General features: G+C 67.3%; 14 protein-coding genes. 6 read left to right on the top strand and 8 right to left on the bottom strand.

All coding sequences use genetic code 11. The features are described 5' to 3' along the window. The first annotated feature begins 94 nt into the window (after positions 1-94). Together ACSGC5_RS00750 and ACSGC5_RS00745 are read left to right on the top strand one after the other, a co-directional pair. Positions 95-619, top strand: coding sequence for an NADPH-dependent FMN reductase (locus tag ACSGC5_RS00750; RefSeq protein WP_434968718.1), 525 nt, complete (start codon positions 95-97; stop codon positions 617-619). 35 nt (positions 620-654) lie between these two features. After that, a complete protein-coding gene (locus tag ACSGC5_RS00745; protein ID WP_434968717.1) occupies positions 655-1,179 on the top strand; it encodes a flavin reductase family protein in 525 nt (174 codons plus the stop codon). Between the two features lie 45 nt (positions 1,180-1,224). Here the strand turns inward: ACSGC5_RS00745 and ACSGC5_RS00740 are convergent, their stop codons facing one another. Continuing rightward, complete coding sequence (locus ACSGC5_RS00740) at positions 1,225-2,391, bottom strand: cytochrome P450 (protein ID WP_434968716.1); 1,167 nt, start codon at positions 2,389-2,391, stop codon at positions 1,225-1,227. A 333-nt stretch (positions 2,392-2,724) separates the two neighbouring features. Between ACSGC5_RS00740 and ACSGC5_RS00735 the strand changes: the two genes are divergently transcribed. The 3 genes from ACSGC5_RS00735 to ACSGC5_RS00725 all read left to right on the top strand — a co-directional run bounded on the left by ACSGC5_RS00735 (position 2,725) and on the right by ACSGC5_RS00725 (position 6,252). After that, positions 2,725-3,561 (top strand): pyruvate, water dikinase regulatory protein, encoded by an 837-nt coding sequence (locus ACSGC5_RS00735; RefSeq protein ID WP_434968715.1) that lies wholly within the window; start codon positions 2,725-2,727, stop codon positions 3,559-3,561. Positions 3,562-3,581: 20 nt separating this feature from the next. Beyond that, a complete protein-coding gene (ppsA, locus tag ACSGC5_RS00730; protein WP_434968714.1) occupies positions 3,582-5,987 on the top strand; it encodes a phosphoenolpyruvate synthase in 2,406 nt (801 codons plus the stop codon). 94 nt (positions 5,988-6,081) lie between these two features. After that, complete coding sequence (locus ACSGC5_RS00725) at positions 6,082-6,252, top strand: CsbD family protein (protein WP_434968713.1); 171 nt, start codon at positions 6,082-6,084, stop codon at positions 6,250-6,252. 63 nt (positions 6,253-6,315) lie between these two features. Here ACSGC5_RS00725 and ACSGC5_RS00720 read toward each other — a convergent pair whose 3' ends face one another. After that, on the bottom strand, positions 6,316-7,494 hold the full coding sequence (locus tag ACSGC5_RS00720; RefSeq protein WP_434968712.1) for a MalY/PatB family protein: 1,179 nt from the start codon (positions 7,492-7,494) through the stop codon (positions 6,316-6,318). Positions 7,495-7,625: 131 nt separating this feature from the next. Here ACSGC5_RS00720 and ACSGC5_RS00715 point away from each other — a divergent pair, with 131 nt between their 5' ends. Next, on the top strand, positions 7,626-8,255 hold the full coding sequence (locus ACSGC5_RS00715; RefSeq protein WP_434968711.1) for a hypothetical protein: 630 nt from the start codon (positions 7,626-7,628) through the stop codon (positions 8,253-8,255). Positions 8,256-8,629: 374 nt separating this feature from the next. Here ACSGC5_RS00715 and ACSGC5_RS00710 read toward each other — a convergent pair whose 3' ends face one another. The 6 genes from ACSGC5_RS00710 to ACSGC5_RS00685 form a co-directional block, all read right to left on the bottom strand. Next, entirely contained in the window at positions 8,630-9,214 is a 585-nt protein-coding gene (locus tag ACSGC5_RS00710) for a PIN domain-containing protein (protein WP_434968710.1), read from the bottom strand. A gap of 25 nt (positions 9,215-9,239) precedes the next feature. Beyond that, entirely contained in the window at positions 9,240-9,764 is a 525-nt protein-coding gene (locus ACSGC5_RS00705; protein WP_434968709.1) for a helix-turn-helix domain-containing protein, read from the bottom strand. A gap of 112 nt (positions 9,765-9,876) precedes the next feature. Continuing rightward, complete coding sequence (locus ACSGC5_RS00700; protein ID WP_434968708.1) at positions 9,877-10,998, bottom strand: DUF3322 domain-containing protein; 1,122 nt, start codon at positions 10,996-10,998, stop codon at positions 9,877-9,879. Next, positions 10,995-14,348: an ATP-binding protein gene (locus ACSGC5_RS00695; RefSeq protein WP_434968707.1), complete on the bottom strand. Its 3,354-nt coding sequence runs from the start codon at positions 14,346-14,348 to the stop codon at positions 10,995-10,997. The genes ACSGC5_RS00700 and ACSGC5_RS00695 overlap by 4 nt, the downstream gene beginning before the upstream one ends. Next, complete coding sequence (locus ACSGC5_RS00690; protein ID WP_053547123.1) at positions 14,345-15,004, bottom strand: DUF4194 domain-containing protein; 660 nt, start codon at positions 15,002-15,004, stop codon at positions 14,345-14,347. Before ACSGC5_RS00690 ends, ACSGC5_RS00695 begins: the two co-directional genes overlap by 4 nt. After that, entirely contained in the window at positions 15,001-16,452 is a 1,452-nt protein-coding gene (locus tag ACSGC5_RS00685) for a DUF3375 domain-containing protein (protein WP_434968706.1), read from the bottom strand. The genes ACSGC5_RS00690 and ACSGC5_RS00685 overlap by 4 nt, the downstream gene beginning before the upstream one ends. Between the last annotated feature and the right edge of the window lie 40 nt (positions 16,453-16,492).

Below are 16,492 nucleotides of genomic sequence, written 5' to 3'. Positions count from 1 at the left end.
GGGCGTGTGGAGATGTCGTTTGCTCCACGTCCCGGTACCGGTGTGGGCAGCGACTCTTCCGATTCCTGTCAATCGGTACGGAAGTGAGTAATACATGTCGCTGAGGGTCTCGATCGTGGTGGGCAACCCCAAGCCTGCATCCCGCACGCGCAAGATCGCCGAGCTCCTCGTCGAGAAGCTCCTGGAGCCGGGGACCTACGAGGCATCCGTCATCGACCTCGCCGAGCACACCGACGAGATCTTCGCCTGGCCCTCCGAGAAGATGGCGCAGCTGAACACCCAGGTCGCCGACAGCGACCTGGCGGTGTTCGCCTCCCCCACCTACAAGGCGACCTACACGGGTCTTCTCAAGGCGTTCCTGGACCGCTACCCCGCGAACGGCCTGGCCGGCGTGACGGCGATCCCGGTGCACACCGGGGCGGACTTCACTCACGCGATGGGTCCGACGTTCACGCTCGCGCCCCTTCTGGTGGAGCTGGGCGCGACGGTGCCCGGCCGCGGCTTCTACCTCGCGCTCAGCCAACTCGAGAGAGTCGACGAGGTCGTGACGGCCGCCGCCGCCGAGTACGCGGCGAACATGACCCGGGTGGGACGGATCGCGACATCCGTTCGCTCCTGAACCGATTGCGACACGACGAAGAAGGAGGAACACACATGTCGCAGTCCGCCATCACACCCACGGCGTTCGACCCCCGGCAATTCCGTGACACGCTGGGCCACTACGCATCCGGCATCACGATCGTCTCGGGCATCCACAACGGGGAGCCCGTCGGCTTCACCTGCCAGTCGTTCTCGTCGGTCTCGCTCGATCCGCCGCTGGTCTCGTTCACGGTGATGAAGGAGTCGACCACCTACCCGCGCATCGCGGTCGACGGCAGGTTCGCGGTCAACGTCCTCGCTCACGATCAGGACGGGATCTCCAGCCAGTTCGCCCGCCGGGGCACCGACAAGTGGGCAGGTGTCCGCTGGGCTCCGGCACCGTCGGGGAACCCCCTCATCGCGGACACCCTGATGTGGGTCGATTGTGAGCTGTGGGCCGAGTACGAGGCCGGCGACCACCTCATCGTCCTCGGGCGGGTCGTGGCCATGAGCCCGCCGGAGTGGCACAGGCACGAGCCGCTGCTCTACTTCAAGGGTGCCTACCGGCATCTGCGCGCGATGGACGAACTCACAGGATGAGCGCGGGGACGACCTCGGGGTGCCCCCATAGGGCGCGGAGGGGCTCTAGAGGAGGAATTCGATCCGAAACCCGTCGCGCGGGGCAGCAGGGAAGCGGCGCAGACTGATCCGGAGATCCTGCTCGGGTACGTGATACGGCGGGCCGTCGAGGAGAAGCCCGACTGCCGCGCTGATGAGATCGTTCGTCGCGGGTTCCCCGGGGCAGTGGTGCGTGGCGACGTCGTCTCCGAATCCCTGCGCCACAACGGCCGGGGTGTTGCCGCGGAATCGTCCGGGATCGAACCGGGACGGAGACTGCCATTGCAGCGGATGGTGGTCTGTCCCGTACAGGTCCAGCATCACCCAGGCACCCGCTGACAGCTCCTCCCCCTTCCACTCCACGGGCTGGGTGGCATGCCCTCCGATCATCGGAAAGAAGGGAAAGAACCGGCGGACCTCGTTGGCGAACGCCCTCGCTCCGCGCGGGTCGTGTGCCCCGTGGGCCGCATCAGGCTGGCGGTCGAGTGCGTACGCGGCGAAGACGACGAACCGGGCGACGGCGACGACGGGACGAAGGAGGTTGAGCAGTTCCACGGCGGCGACCTGGACCGGGAGAAGCCGACCATCCTCCCGGTGATGAGCGATCCGGCTGGCCGGGAGGGCGATCTCGGGCGTGCGCCGGAGCTCGCGGATGATGTCGCCGACAGTCTGCTCCGTCTTCGCGCGCCGCGCTCGGGCGATCCAGTTCGGCGGCCCCACAACGCCGGCGTTGTCGATCATCGACGTCAGCTCGGTCACGCGGATGGCGCGTTCGTCTACGCCAGCCCACTCCGCCGCCGCGCACCACAGCACCTGAGAGGCGAAGTCCAGCAGGCTGACCTCGCCGCGCGATGCTTCCGCGCGCGATACCCACTGCTCGCGGAAGGCCGCGACGAGACCGTCGGAGCCTGCCAGCGCGGACAGCATGAGCGCCTTCCGCTCCTGGTGGGCGCGACCCTCCAGGGTCTGGACGCTTCGGTCGTCCTGCAGCAGACGCACCGCCGAGCGGGGCACCGCCCCTGGCGACCGGTCGAAACGGCTCTCCTCGTAGAAGAAACGTGCCGCGTCGAGCCCGCGCATCACGGTGACGGGACGGCCGAGGAGGCGCGTGTGGAACTCGTCGGCGCCGACGTGTCGGAACCCTCGTCCGCCGTAGAGGTAGCCGTCGCGAAGGAGCCGAAGCGAGTCATCCATCGTTCGTAGCCGCGGGATCGTCATTGCCGTGTCCCCCTCACGGCGCCGAGTTGATGCGCTCGGCGATCTCGCCCGGATCGATGCCCTGCCTGTGCAGGAGGGCGCGGTCGTGCCATGGCATAGCTCCTGTCCGACGACGCACCGTCGGCGCCGATCGCACCGGTCTACGCCCCGTCTGCCGGCGCCGGGCAGGGCCTTGACTCGACGGCAGGTTGCAGGCACGCCCTCGCCCGACCGCGAGGCAGACGCTCCCCTTGCTCAGCCGTCAATTTCCGCCTTTTTTTCGAGGCCAGCGAGCCGGGAGGGATCGACTTCTTCTCGTAGCGTCAGGGTATGACGACGACGGATGACGCGCCTTCGCCGCATCCGCGTGCTGTCTTCTTCGTCTCCGACAGCACCGGGGTCACCGCCGAGACGCTGGGCAGTGCACTACTGGCGAACTTCCCCGGCGTGACCTTCGCGCGCGAGACCGTGCCGTTCGTCGACAGCGTCGCGAAGGCTCAGCGCGTCGTCGGCGACATCCGGGCCGCCGCCGAGACGGGGCCCGTCCCCCTGGTGTTCACGACGCTGCGCAGCCCGTCCGTGAAGGCGGTGTTCCACGCGGCCCCCGGCACCACCATCGATCTGCTGAGCGATCATCTGACCGATCTCGAGCAGGCGCTCGGGGTGACCGCATCCGAGCAACCCGGCCAGTACCACGGCCTGGGCAACGTGGAGCGGTACTTCGCCCGGATGCGGGCCGTGGAGTACGCGATCGAACACGATGACGGCCAGAGTGAGCGCGCCCTCGAGATCGCCGACGTCATCATCGTCGCGCCGTCGCGGTGCGGCAAGACCCCCACGACGATGTACCTCGCCCTGCATCACGGACTGCTCGTGGCCAACTACCCGCTCACCGACGACGACTTCCCCACCGACGGGCTGCCGCCGATGGTGGCGCCCTACCGCGAGCGCTGCTTCGGCCTGACCACGACGCCGCTGCGCCTGAGCCAGGTGCGCCACGAGCGCCGGCCGAACTCCCGGTACGCGAGCATCGCGCAGTGCACTCTCGAGTTGCGCCGCGCCGAGGAGCTGTTCCGCCGCACCCGCGTGCCCTTCATCAACTCCTCGGCCAAGAGCGTCGAGGAGATGTCCGCCGTCATCATGCAGTCCATGAAGCTGCACGGATGACCCGTTCGAAGGAACTGACCATGTCACACATCGCCTGGTTCGAAGACCTCGGAATGACAGACGTCCCGCGGGTGGGAGGCAAGAACGCCTCTCTCGGCGAGATGGTCTCGCAGCTGTCGTCGGCGGGGGTCTCCGTACCCCGGGGTTTCGCCACGACCGCCGACGCCTACCGCGCCTTCCTCGCGCACGACGGTCTGGAAGAGCGCATCCGCGCCGCGGTCGACGCGCTCGATCCCGAGGACGTCGCCGAACTCGCCCGGGTCGGGGCGACCGTGCGGGAATGGGTCGAGAACCAGCCGTTCCCGGCGGAGCTCGAGTCGGGCATCCGTGCCGCCTACGCACGACTGGTGTCCGAGGATGCCGACCCCGACGGCGTCAGCTGGGCGGTGCGTTCGAGCGCCACGGCAGAGGACCTGCCCGAGGCCTCGTTCGCCGGCCAGCAGGAGACGTTCCTGAACATCGCGGGAATCGAGAACATCCTGCAGGCGATCCGCTCCGTGTTCGCCTCGCTCTACAACGACCGGGCGATCGCCTACCGGGTCCACCATGGGTTCGCGCACGCCGATGTCGCACTCTCCGCCGGAGTGCAGCGGATGGTGCGTTCGGATGTGGGCGCCGCAGGCGTCATGTTCACCGTCGACACCGAGTCCGGCTTCGACGGCGCCGTGTTCATCACGAGCTCGTACGGCCTGGGCGAAGCGGTCGTGCAGGGCGCGGTCAACCCCGACGAGTTCTACGTCTCGAAGGCCGCCCTGCGGACCGGACGGCCCGCGATCCTGAAACGCTCTGTGGGCGAGAAGGCGATCGCCATGCGCTACACCGACAGCCGGTCGGCGGGAGCCAGCACCACTTTCGTCGACGTCCCGCCCGCCGATCGCGCGCGCTTCTCCGTGACGGATGCCGAACTGGAGGAGCTTGCTCGTCAGGCCCTCGTGATCGAGGAGCACTATGGACGACCGATGGACATCGAGTGGGGCAAGGATGGCATCGACGGCCGCCTCTATGTCCTGCAGGCCCGGCCCGAGACCGTCGTCTCTCGCCCGGGGGCGAACGTCATCCGCCGATTCCGGCTCCACGAGAAGGGCACGGTGCTGACAGCCGGACGGGCCATCGGGCAGCGCATCGGCGCGGGACCTGTGCGGGTGCTCAGTGACCTCGCCGACATGGCGACGTTCCGGGCCGGTGACGTCCTGGTCGCCGACATGACCGACCCCGACTGGGAGCCGATCATGAAGAGGGCCGCCGCGATCGTGACCAACCGAGGCGGGCGCACGTGCCACGCGGCGATCATCGCGCGCGAACTGGGCATCCCCGCCGTCGTCGGCGCCGGCGATGCGACCCGGGTGCTCCGGGACGGCCAGGAGGTCACGGTGTCGTGCGCCGAGGGCGACACGGGCTTCGTCTACGACGGTCTGCTCTCATTCGTGGAAGAGGAGACGCATCTGGACCGGATGCCCGAACTCCCCGTCAAGATCATGATGAACGTCGGAACGCCCGACCAGGCGTTCTCCTTCTCGAGGCTCCCGCACCGGGGCGTAGGACTCGCGCGGCTGGAGTTCATCATCAACCGGCAGATCGGCATCCATCCCCGTGCTCTGCTCGAACAGGACCTCCCAGACGAGCTGCGCGCACAGGTCGACGAGCGGGTCGCCGCCTACCCGTCGCCGCGGGACTTCTTCGTGCAGCGCGTCGCCGAGGGTGTCTCCATGATCGCCGCGGCCTTTGCACCCGAGCCGGTGATCGTGCGGATGAGCGACTTCAAGTCGAACGAGTACGCAAACCTCATCGGCGGCGAGCGCTACGAGCCGCACGAGGAGAACCCGATGATCGGCTACCGGGGGGCATCCCGCTACATCTCGCCCGACTTCCGCGCCTGCTTCGACATGGAGTGCGAGGCGCTGCGGTACGTGCGCGACGAGATGGGCTTCACCAACGTCCAGGTCATGATCCCGTTCGTGCGGACCGTGGGCGAAGGCCATGCCGTCGTCGAGATGCTCGCCGAGAACGGGCTGCGCCGCGGCGAGAACGGGCTCAAGGTCATCATGATGTGCGAACTGCCCACCAATGCGCTGCTCGCCGACCAGTACCTCGAGTTCTTCGACGGGTTCTCGATCGGCTCGAACGACATGACCCAGCTCACTCTCGGCCTCGACCGTGACAGCGCGCTCGTCGCGAACACCTTCGACGAGCGCGACCCCGCGGTCCTCCAGCTCATGTCGATGACGATCGCGGCATGCCGCGCCCAGGGGAAGTACGTCGGGATCTGCGGGCAAGGGCCGAGCGACCATCCCGATCTGGCCGAATGGCTGCTCGCTCAGGGCGTGGAGTCGATCTCCCTGAACCCCGACACGGTGGTCGAGACCTGGATGCGGCTGGCAGCGCAGACGCCCGCTGACGCTGCAGTGGGGCGGCCGGGTCGTCCGTAACCTGATCGCGGAGCGAGGGCAACCCCCCTCGCCGGCTCACGGGCCGAGGCTATCGTGGCCGTCTCATCCACCTCACAACGAGAGGAGACGCATCATGGGACTCGACGACAAGATCAAGAACACAGCCGAAGACCTCAAGGGCAAGACCAAGGAAGGTGTCGGCGACGCGACCGACAACGAGAGCCTTGAGGCCGAAGGCAAGGCAGACCAGGCGAAGGCTGACCTCAAGCAGGCCGGCGAAAAGACGAAGGACGCCCTGTCCTGATATCCGCTCGGTGCGTGTGCGGGGCAGAGCTCCCGCGCACGCCTCAGCCCCGCCGGCCGCCGCTCACGCCGTAGCGGAGGCCGGGAGGGATTTCCCGAGCCTGCGAATGATCTCATCCAGCACAGGCTGCGGCGTCGCGAAGATCAGTCTCGCAAAGCCGTCGCCTGCGCGACCGCACATCGTGCCCTCGGTCAGAGCGACGGATGCCGCTGCGCCGAAGTACTCCGCCGGGCGCTCGGCGATACCGGCGCCGCGGAAGTCGATCCAGCCCACGTAGGTGCCCTCGGGCTTCGGCATCCAGGCCCCCGGAATGTGTTCCGCGAGAAGCGCGAGGAGACGGTCGCGGTTCCCCTCGAGGTAGGGCACGAGGTCCCCGAGCCATGCATCCCCGCTGCGGAAGGCGACCGTGTTGGCTATCGCGCCGAGATTGCTGGTGCCGTGCCCAGCGAACGGTCCGATCCGCTCCCAGGTCTCGCGGTCGCGGTCGCTCGTGAGCACGAGCTCGGCGCATTTGAGTCCCGGGAGGTTCCAGGCCTTCGACGCACTCATCGCGGTGATCGTGTGCTCGGCCGCTGCAGGGGACACTGTCGCGTAAGGGATGTGCGTCGAACCGCTGAACACGAGCGGAGCCCAGATCTCGTCCGAGAAGACCCTCCCGCCGTTCCGCTCGACGACCTCGCTGATCCCGATCATCTCGTCGGCCGTGAACACCCGGCCGACCGGATTGCAGGGGTTGCAGAGCAGGAGCAGGTTGCCACCATCATCGAATGCGCGCTGCAGCGCGTCGAGGTCGAACTCGTACCGCCCGTCTCGGATCGCCAGCGGCATCTCGATGACCTCGCGCCCCCGCATGGGCGGCACCATGAGAAACGGCATGTACGCCGGAGTGGGGACGATGATCTTCGACCCGGGCGCGGAGCAATGCTCCATTGCGAGCTCCAGCCCCATGATGACGTCCGGGATGGCCCACACATCGCTCGCCGGGACCTGCCACCCGTAGCGGCGCTCGAGGAACCCGGCAGTCGCGTCCGAGAGATCTGCCGCGATGTACTTCGGCATGTAGCCGAACGCGCCCTGGTCGACCGCGGCGTGCAACGCGGCGGTGATGTGAGGGTCGATGCCGAAGTCCATCTCGGCGACGAATGCGCCGATCGAGCCATCCGTCCCCGCCCACTTCGTGGCTCCCGTGGCACGGAGCTGATCGATGGTGATGGCGTTGACGCGCCGGGCGAAGTCGGTCATGCGGTGCCCCTTCTGGCTGGCAGCTCTCACCCTAACCCCGGCGCACGACGGCCTCTCCCGCGGGCTGCTCCGATCGGCCAGGGGGCGAAGCGGGGTGCCGACGCCATCGGGCGATGAGGAACAATGGGCACATGGGTAGACCGGGGGCACTCCACCCGGCGTCGCTCGGGGCCTCGATCGCGTTAGCCGCACTCGTCCTCGGGTCCGTCGCCGGTTGCGCGTCGACGGCGCCCGCCGATCCGGAAGCGATCGCCGAGCGCGTAGCGGCCACCGACATCTCTGCCGATCTGGTCTACACGACAACGGTCGACGGCTACGATCTCGCGCCACAGTCGGTCGGCGAGACACCCAGCGGCGGGATGTCGGCATCCTGGGTCAACACCGCCACCGGCGGGATACTGACGATCCGCATGGAGCACGGCGAGATCACGGCCGCGTCCTGCCCCGACATCCCCCTGTGGGACGGCGGGAACGAACCGGTCGCCTGCACCGACGAGGGTGGCCGCTGGCATCGAACATCAGGCAGCACCCACGAGTACATCGTCGCGCGCGACGACACGCTGATTCTCGTCACGGGGATGAACAACGCTGACCCCGGGGATCTTCTGGCTGCCGCACAGGCCGTGCACGTGCCCTCTGCTGCCGAGCTCGAACTGCTCTTCTCCGATCTTCCGGACGGCCCCGCCGAACCCGTGCAGCGCGGCGACATCCCCGAGAACGGCGACGGAGCCCCGATCGACCCCACCGGACCCGGCGGCTGAACCCGTCGTCCTGTGGTGAAGCTGCGAGGGCGACAAGGTCAGCGGACCCGTTCGAAGCTCACGGTTCCGGCACGCTCGCGCGCCCGAGCGCGCAGAGTCGCGGCGAGGCGGAGAGCAGATCGTCAGATGCGGGCGGGTCTTGTCAGAGCATGCCGTGAAGCGGCCCTGCCCAGCGGTTCGTGGCGGAGACGGAGGGATTTGAAATCGCGCCAATGACAATCGAACCCAACTCAAACCGCATGATTACGCGGATTCTGACGTCGCCGACGTACTCCTGGATCAGGTCGGCCGGGTTCGATTCGTGGCAGAAATGTGGCGGGTATCGGCTCGAAATCAGGTGGCTGCACTCGCCCTTCAGTCACGCGAGCTGGAGACTACGCGGACGCAGCTTCGACCATCATCTCGACGGCTTCGATCATGTCGTACCGGTCCCGCAACGTGTCCAGGATCTCCTCGACGGTGAGCACTGCACCGTAGCGGCCGGAACGACTCGCGATCTCCTGCACCGCGGCGAGCGCGTGCCTTGGGTTGAGTACAACGGTGTTCTTCGCGAATTCCTTGGCGCTGAGCACTTGGATGCCCGGCGGAATCCTGCCTGCAGGGAAGTCCTTCAGGTTCTCCGTGACGATCGCTCCGGCTCCCGCGATGACGGCCGCGGCGACCACATGCTCGTCGTCGGGATCGGGAAGCCCGAACGTGCCCTCCAGCGGCTCCCAGCCTTCGACCTCCGCGTCGGCGAACTCTCGCCGCATCGCGGCGATGAGGGTCGCTGCACGGCCAGCAGCCTCGGTCACGGGTATCCCCCGTTTCACGAGCTTGGCCTCCTCGTGGAACTCGAGCTCGTCAAGGTTCACCGAACTCCAGGTCGGTCGATACGCGCCCTCGACCGCGAGGGACAGGAGAAAGTCACGTTGCAGACTCGGCCACAGCACGCTGGTGTCGAGGGTCGCCGTGAACACGCCCCCATCCTGTCAGCCTGCGAGGTCAGAGTCGGGCAGCCCGCCTCGCCGCGACCGCCTTCCGCGCCGCCCTGAGGTCCTCGAGCGTCTGCTCGATGTTGTCTTCGCCGACACCGTCACGCGTGGCGGCGAGCATGTCGTACTGACGCGCCCGCCGGCGCTCTCGGTACTCGAGCAGATCCGCGAGGAGAACGCGTCGGTGCGTTCCCGCCTTCTCGAACGGGATCTCGCCCTCGTCGAGGATCTTCACAATGGTTGGGCGGCTCACGTTCAGGAGATCCGCTGCCTGCTGGGTGGTGAGCCGTGTTGTCTGGGGTACAACTGACACGGCGAGCCCGCTTTGCATTGCGTCCACGATCTTGCGGAGAGCGAGGTAGACCTCTTCCGGAAGCTCTACCTGGTCACCTGGACGAGCCCCGGCAAGGAAGTACTTTGGTTCGGGAAGAGCCCGGCCGGCGGCCTCATGGGCGGTGAGGAAGTCCAGCACAGGGGCAAGCTCGACGCCCCTGCTGGGAAGGTACGTCTCTTCAACGACGGCAGCGCGAGACACGAAAATCACCTCAATACACGTAAACGCAGGAAGTTGCGTTTGTTGCGATTACGGTAGCACGCGTTGCCGACAGGTCAATAGGAGCGCGCTGGGGCAACGATTAGATGCCTCGTCAGGACACCCCGAGCCGTTCGAGCGCGTAACTCCACGGGAGGCGCTCCTGCTCGAGGCGTATGTTGCCCTCCGCGCTCAGCGACTGAAGAGTCGCGCGCTCATCAGGCGTGAGCAGCTCGAACACGCCGACGTTCGGATCCGGATCGGTCCCCCACAGATCACGGTGAGCGAACAGAGTATCCATATCCATCAATGCCGACGTTGCGTCCACTCCCCTGGCTCGAAGTCGGTTGAGTATGGCGAATCCGTGCGAATCGAGATCGCCCCAGTAGGTGACCGTCTGCGCCCACGGGAGGCGGGCGACGAGATCGACGCGGTGACCACCACCGTGCACTGCTACAGCTCGGGGCACATCCGGCATCGCGAGCAGAGTGGCGAGGTTCTCGAACACGAACACGCGCTCGGGCCGGATCGTGCTTGCCGCAAGGTCGTCGACGGGCGCCGACACATCGGTGAGCCCCTGGAACGAGAGCGACGGATCGAGAGCACGGATCCGTATGAGCGGTGACAGCTCGCGAAGGCCCAGTCCGGGCGCGCCGGTTCCCGCCCGATGCAACGCCTCGACGAGCCCGCGGCGAGATTCGATCCACTTGGTGTGGATGCCGCGGATCGGCAGTTCCCGCACCAGGTGGCCCGATTCCGGGTTCTCGCGCAACCAGGCCAGCACATGGACGAGCCTGTCGAAATCCGCGCCATCGAGATCGGCGATCGCACGGGCACTGGCGCGGAGCACACTGCTGGCGTCGGAACCGGCCAGGCCTCTCAACTCGTCAAGTCGCGCCACCAGAAGTCGCCAGCCATCCGTCTCGCCCGCCGCTCGAGCGATCGAATCCGAACCGCGCAGCACCGCGCGAACGGGGACTTCCTGCGACCCGATGCGTGACCAATTGCGGACGGCCCACTCGAGCTCTATTCCCGAGTCTTCGCTCACGCCACGCCAGCCGTCGACCCACTGTCGAACGCGATCGAGGTCGCTCAGCGCCTCGCGCTCGGTTGGCGGACGTAGCGGAACGTCGAGCACGACATCCGTCTGCTGCTCGGCTGCCCACGTGCGTGCGTCGCGGTCGAAGAGCTTCTTCGCCCGCGCGCGCACATCGGCCGGAGTGACGAGCGTGGTCACGCGCGCGACTCCGCGTGCGGCGGGGCGGCGACCTCAGTCTCATCGACCGAGAACACCACGTTCGCGAGCCGTGAGGCGTTGCGGTCGGGATTCGATACCGATGTGATCGCGCCCACGTAGGGTTCGAGTGTCTGCAGCAGCTTCTGCGGTGTCGCGAGGATCATGTGGAATCCGAACTCTCGGAACACCTCCATCGCGTTACGCGTGTATCGGCTGTCAGCCTTGTCGAACGCCTCATCGAGCACGATCGAACCGAACCGCGGAACCTCGTCCTCTTCCTCGGTCAGCTGGTACCGCAGCGCTGCGGCAAGACAGAAGATGACAAGCTTCTGCCTCTGGCCGCCCGACAGCCCCTCGGCCGAGTCATACACCCGCAGGACCCGCCCAGTGACGTCCTTCTCCCGCGCGAGGAAGCTCACATGCAGCCTCGTGTCGAGCACTCGGTTGCGCCAGTCCACGTCGACGCGGTCCTTGGATCCAAGTCGACCGATCACTCGCTGCAACACGGCGAATCGCTGCTCCGCACCGGACGCCGACTCGTCGGCCCAGTTGCCTTCCACGATGCGGCGGAGGTCGGTGAGGAACTCGTCGACCTCCGGGGTCCGCGTCGTCTTCACATCGATCTCGAGGAAGCGGTCCGCTCCCTCGAACGGGGACCGCCCCAGGGATGCGTTGACAGGGAGGATTCGCTCGCGGATGAGACCCGGGGCGTCGCGGAGATCGCTGAGCAAGTGTGCGACGACGTCCTGCGATCGTTCCCGCAACAGCTTGCGGAACTCGGACTCTTTCTCGGGCAGGCCGCGGGCGAGGATGCCCTCCCGCAGCTCCCGATAGCCGTAGCGGTCACGGATGTCAGCAGTCAACTCTGCGGATGCAGCGGACCACCCGAGCCGAAACTCGGCGGCGCGCCCGGCGAAGCTGGCCTCAGCATCCGCTGCACGGCTGGCCGCGGCGTCCTTCTCCTTCGAGAGTGCCGACTGCACCTTTCGCGCGACTTCGTCCACCGTCTCCAGGATCACCGAGCGTCGCTCGGCTCGGAACCGGCCCTCGAGGGCGTCGGCGATCCGCTCCTCGACCGGTGCATATGGGGTCGCCTCGAGTCCGGCGACGTGTGCCTCGATGCTTTCGACGTGATTGCGGGCGACAGCGTGGGCTCCGAGCGCCCGTGCGTGCTTCGCGTTCGTTTCGTCCAGTCGCTGGGTCGCTCGCTCCGCGGCCTCCTGTGCTTCGCGGAGAGTCCCCGATTCGCTGGTGAGCACCCGGAGATCGTCGCGCTGGGCCGCGGTGACCGCCATCGCGGATGCGAGGTCCACTTGGTCCCAGCTGAACGTCGATACGCGTGTGAAGACGTCGCGCCGACTGACAGCGTCCTGACGAAGCGAGTCGGCCTCGGCGTCGCGGGCGGATGCTTCCTCCATCGCCGCCATCACTTCCCGCCGACGCTCCAGCAAAGCCTCGAGCCGCGCGTGGGTGTCGCCGCCCAGCACCCATCGAGTGGCATCACCGACCTCGTGACGGTCATCCTTCTCGTACCTGCGTGAGTTGCGCTTGACGAGGCCGCCGATCGTGACGCCACGCTCGACGTCATCAAGCTCGTCGGGGTGCGAAACGCAGGCGTAGTCGAACTCGGAGGCCATGCGCCTGCGGACGTAGGACGCGAAGGGCCCGTCGCTCACCGTGAGGCGATGAACGAGTGAGCGGGCATCCTTGGGGCGACGCGGCTCGTCGACGGCGTGCGGGACCGCTTCGATGACGAGCCGGACACCGAGTGTCCGCGAGTCGGCTGCCCGACGTGCGGCGACAAGATGTTCGTCCCGCACGAGGAGCGTCGACGCAAACGGAGCGAGCACTCGCTCTGCCGCGCCGCGCCAGGCGGAGTGCTGCTCGGTGACCGAGATCAGCTCGCCCGCAAAGGGGAATGCCGATGCCGGCACACCGACAGCGTCCGCGAGGAATCGTCGTGCGCTCAGAAGCTTCTCGTCGAGGTTGCTCCGGTGATCTCTCAGCGCCTGAATCTGCCTGGTGACTTCGTCCAGCGCCTTACGCGCCTGACTCGCGGCGTCACGCACCTCATACGAGACAGCGGGGATGTCGCGCGCAACCTCGGTGACGGCCGCGGCAAGGAGCTCCGCAAACTGCTCGGGGTCTTCGGGCATTGGTGCGCCGATGCGCATCAGCTCGGCGGTCAACTGGGCTCGATATTGCCTAGTGATGTCCTCGGCACGCTGCGCACTGTCGATCCGCTCCTGCAGAAGCTCTACGCGCGCGCCGCCCTCGTCCCGGACCCGCGCCTTCGCGGTTTCCAGCGCCTCTGCCGCCAACCGCTGCTCTCGCGCGGCGTCGCTCAGGTCGCTCTCGGCGCGCGCCAGCGCGGCGCGTGCGGGGCCCGCGGCTTCCTTCGCGAGCCGAAGCTTGAGTCCCGCTGTGAAGGGCTCGACCGCGTCGTGGAGGTCGGAGATCGCAGCCATCTCCGCGTCGGCCAGGTCGAACGCGGTGATCGCCTCGTCGACCTTGCGGAGCGCATCAGCCTGCTTCCTCAGGTCGACCACGTGCTTGTGCGCGGCATCGAGCTCCGTGAACTGCTCAACGGCGGTCTCGGCCCGCGCGAAGGTCCCCGGTTGGTCGAGCATGAACCCGCGGAACAGCGCGTCGAGGGTTCCGAGGTTCTTCGCTGATTGTGTCTTGTGGAGAAGCTGAAGCGTCGCATCTCCGCGGAAGCCGAACTGACGGATGACCCGCTCGTGAAAGCGTCCGTGTCGTCCGCCGGTGGTGATCAGCGCGTCGGGGAAGGCCTTCGACATGCGGCGCGCGTCAATTCCGCCTTCGACGTGCGGCTTCACGTCGAGAAGCTCCATGTGACCTCGGGTGAAGATCCGCGCGTCCTTCAACGCGGTCGGTTCGGTGCGCGTGCCGGGTGCGTGGAACACCCGCAGCAGGACGACCGGTTCATCGCGGAGATTCTCGTAGCGCAGCAGGATGCCGCTCCAGGTTGCCTTCGAGCGCAGGTAGGTCGTGGTGGCCCGATCGGCAGTCTCGTCAGCTTCCTTGCTCCAGGCGCCACGCACATAGCTCATCAGCGTCCGATCGCTCTGCCGGGAAGCGCCATCCTGAGCCGCCGCGTTGAGACGCAACCACCTATCGGGGGTGAGGACGGCGGCAATCGCGTCGAGTAGCGACGACTTGCCCGATCCGGATGCGCCGGTTAGCAGGTGGCCGACACGCGCGACATCCACGGCGACGTGGCCGGCAAACGTGCCCCAGTTGACGAGTTCGATCTGGGCAAGGCGCCACTGGCCGGGCCCGGTCGGATCGACCTCCGGCTCGTCGGTGGGGAAGCTCAGCATCGTCATTCTGTGTCATCCTCCGCATCCGTCGACGGGGCAGCGGATTCTCCTCCACCCTCTCGGGCGATCCGGTGGTACTCCGATGTGATCGCGCGGATCTGGTCGGCATCGACGAGCAGTCGGAGCACGGGCGAAATCTCGGCACGGTCATCGCCGACGGCGTGCAGCACGCGGAGCTTGTTCTGCATCTTGTTCCACGACGAGTTGACGCGGCTCGCGAAGTCCTTCTCATCACGGTCCGGGGTGCGGAACACGGCGAGCTGCTCGAACACCTCCGCCTGCCCGACGATCACCCGACCGCGACCCTCCTCGCTCAGCAGCGTCTGGCGCAAGACAAGCAGCATTGCGGTGTCGAGGAACGTCAACGCCTCAGACCGCACTGCCTTCGGGGCGTCCTCGGACGGAGCGTTGCGGACGAAGGCGAACTCGTTGTCCCGATCGATGACCAATTCGAGGAACAAATCGGCGAGCCGGGAGCGGAGGACAGCCTCGTCGGTGAGCAGCACCGCCCACAGCTGCGCCTCGCGCGCTCCGGAAAGATACGGGCCACGCACCAGACGCAGCAAGACGCGCCTCGTGCGATCAGGGAGTTCGCCGGCGTCGCCACGCCAGAGGCCCCCGTGCTCGTCGGGGGCGACATCCGCCGTGGTCGACTCGGTCATGCCACCGCTCCTGTGAATCGGTGCGCGGCCACAATCGCCGCACGCGGAACTCCGTCGGCGCCCTGCCAAGCGAGTACCTCGGGCTCATCGTCAACGGTGCCCTGCTCGGCGGCGATCGAGAGAAGTCCGATCACGCTGCCGACCCCCTGCGTCGCGGGGTATCGAGCAAGGACATCTGCGACGGTGCACGAGGGCACCTCGGCGAGCAGGTCGTTGACGTTCCGGGTGAGTTCGTCGAAGTCGATCTCGGTTTCGCGAGCGATCGCCCGCAGCTCCTCGAGGCTCGCGAGGGTTGTCGTCTGCGTGACGATCTCTTCGGTGGCGGCGAATTCGGCGGGGTCGTGAAGGTCGATCGCCCCGACGCTCGACAGCGCAACGGCCGAGAGATCCAGCGTGAGAGACGTCGGATGCCACGGACGCGTGTGTGCGGCGGCTTCCATTCCCGCGTGCTGAGCCTCCCGCAGAAGAGTCCGCAGGACCCGGTCGCGCTGGTAGTCCTGCGACTGCACGTAGCGGCGGAGCGCCCGGGCGAACAGGGTGATGACGTCGTGGATCTCCGCGCTTCGTCCCTTGAGCGTTGCGAGGAAGGCGCGCAGTGCCCGGCGCTCATCCGAGGTGAGATCACGAGCGAATCTGCGGTCGAGGATGCGGCGGATGTCGGCCTCGAATGCGGCACCGAGTGCAGGGTCGAGCACGAGCTGGGAGAAGGCAGCGAAACTGCGGCCGGCATCGGAGTCGGAGATGTGGTCGATTCCGCGGAAGACTTCGTCGACGACTGACGCCTGAGAAACATCGGACTCGACGATCTTCGCCCTCAGCGACGCATTCAGCGTCTCGAACTCGGCACGCACCCGAGCAAAGTCGTCCGGCACGTCCGCCGCCTGCGCCAGCACGTCGCGAACGCGTTCGAGCGCCCGGTCTTCATCGATCGCGGACTCGTCACCGGAACGCAGGCTCTCGATCCGCCGCTCAATCGACTCGATCTCTTCCTCGAGTAGCGCGATGCGCGCTGACACGTCAGGATCGGTGTCGATCGCGAGGCGACGGACCTGCGCCGCAAGACTCGCAAGCCGAGACTCGGTCACACTCGAACGCGGGGCGGCACGCCCCTGCAAGAAGCGGATCCCGGCGATCGCATCCGGGGAAAGCTCGAGCGTCTCACCCCGCGCTTCCGATGACGGCCGACGCACCAGGAAGCCGGCCGATCGCCACTCCCCGCAGTACCCCTTCGCAGTCAGCGGCAAGATCAGCCCCTGCGCACGGAGCCGCTCGAGGTCGGCATCGATCCGCTCGTACAGCTCCTCCGCGTCGACTCGGCGCTCGTCTCCGCCCAGGTGGGTGCCGAGAAGACCGGCGACCACGGGTGCGCTGTCGGCTCGAAGCAGCTTCCACGCCGCATCGCGCTCCGCAAGCTGGGCGAGCTCGAGAACCTGGGCGACGGCGGGCACGCGTCCATTCTGAAGGAACACACCGACATCCGTTGACGCG

It is taken from the genome of Microbacterium sp. bgisy207 (genome assembly GCF_965345035.1).
In the GTDB taxonomy this organism is placed as follows: domain Bacteria; phylum Actinomycetota; class Actinomycetes; order Actinomycetales; family Microbacteriaceae; genus Microbacterium.
Note: the sequence above shows the minus strand (reverse complement) of the source record. Positions and strands in the feature narration are given on the sequence as shown.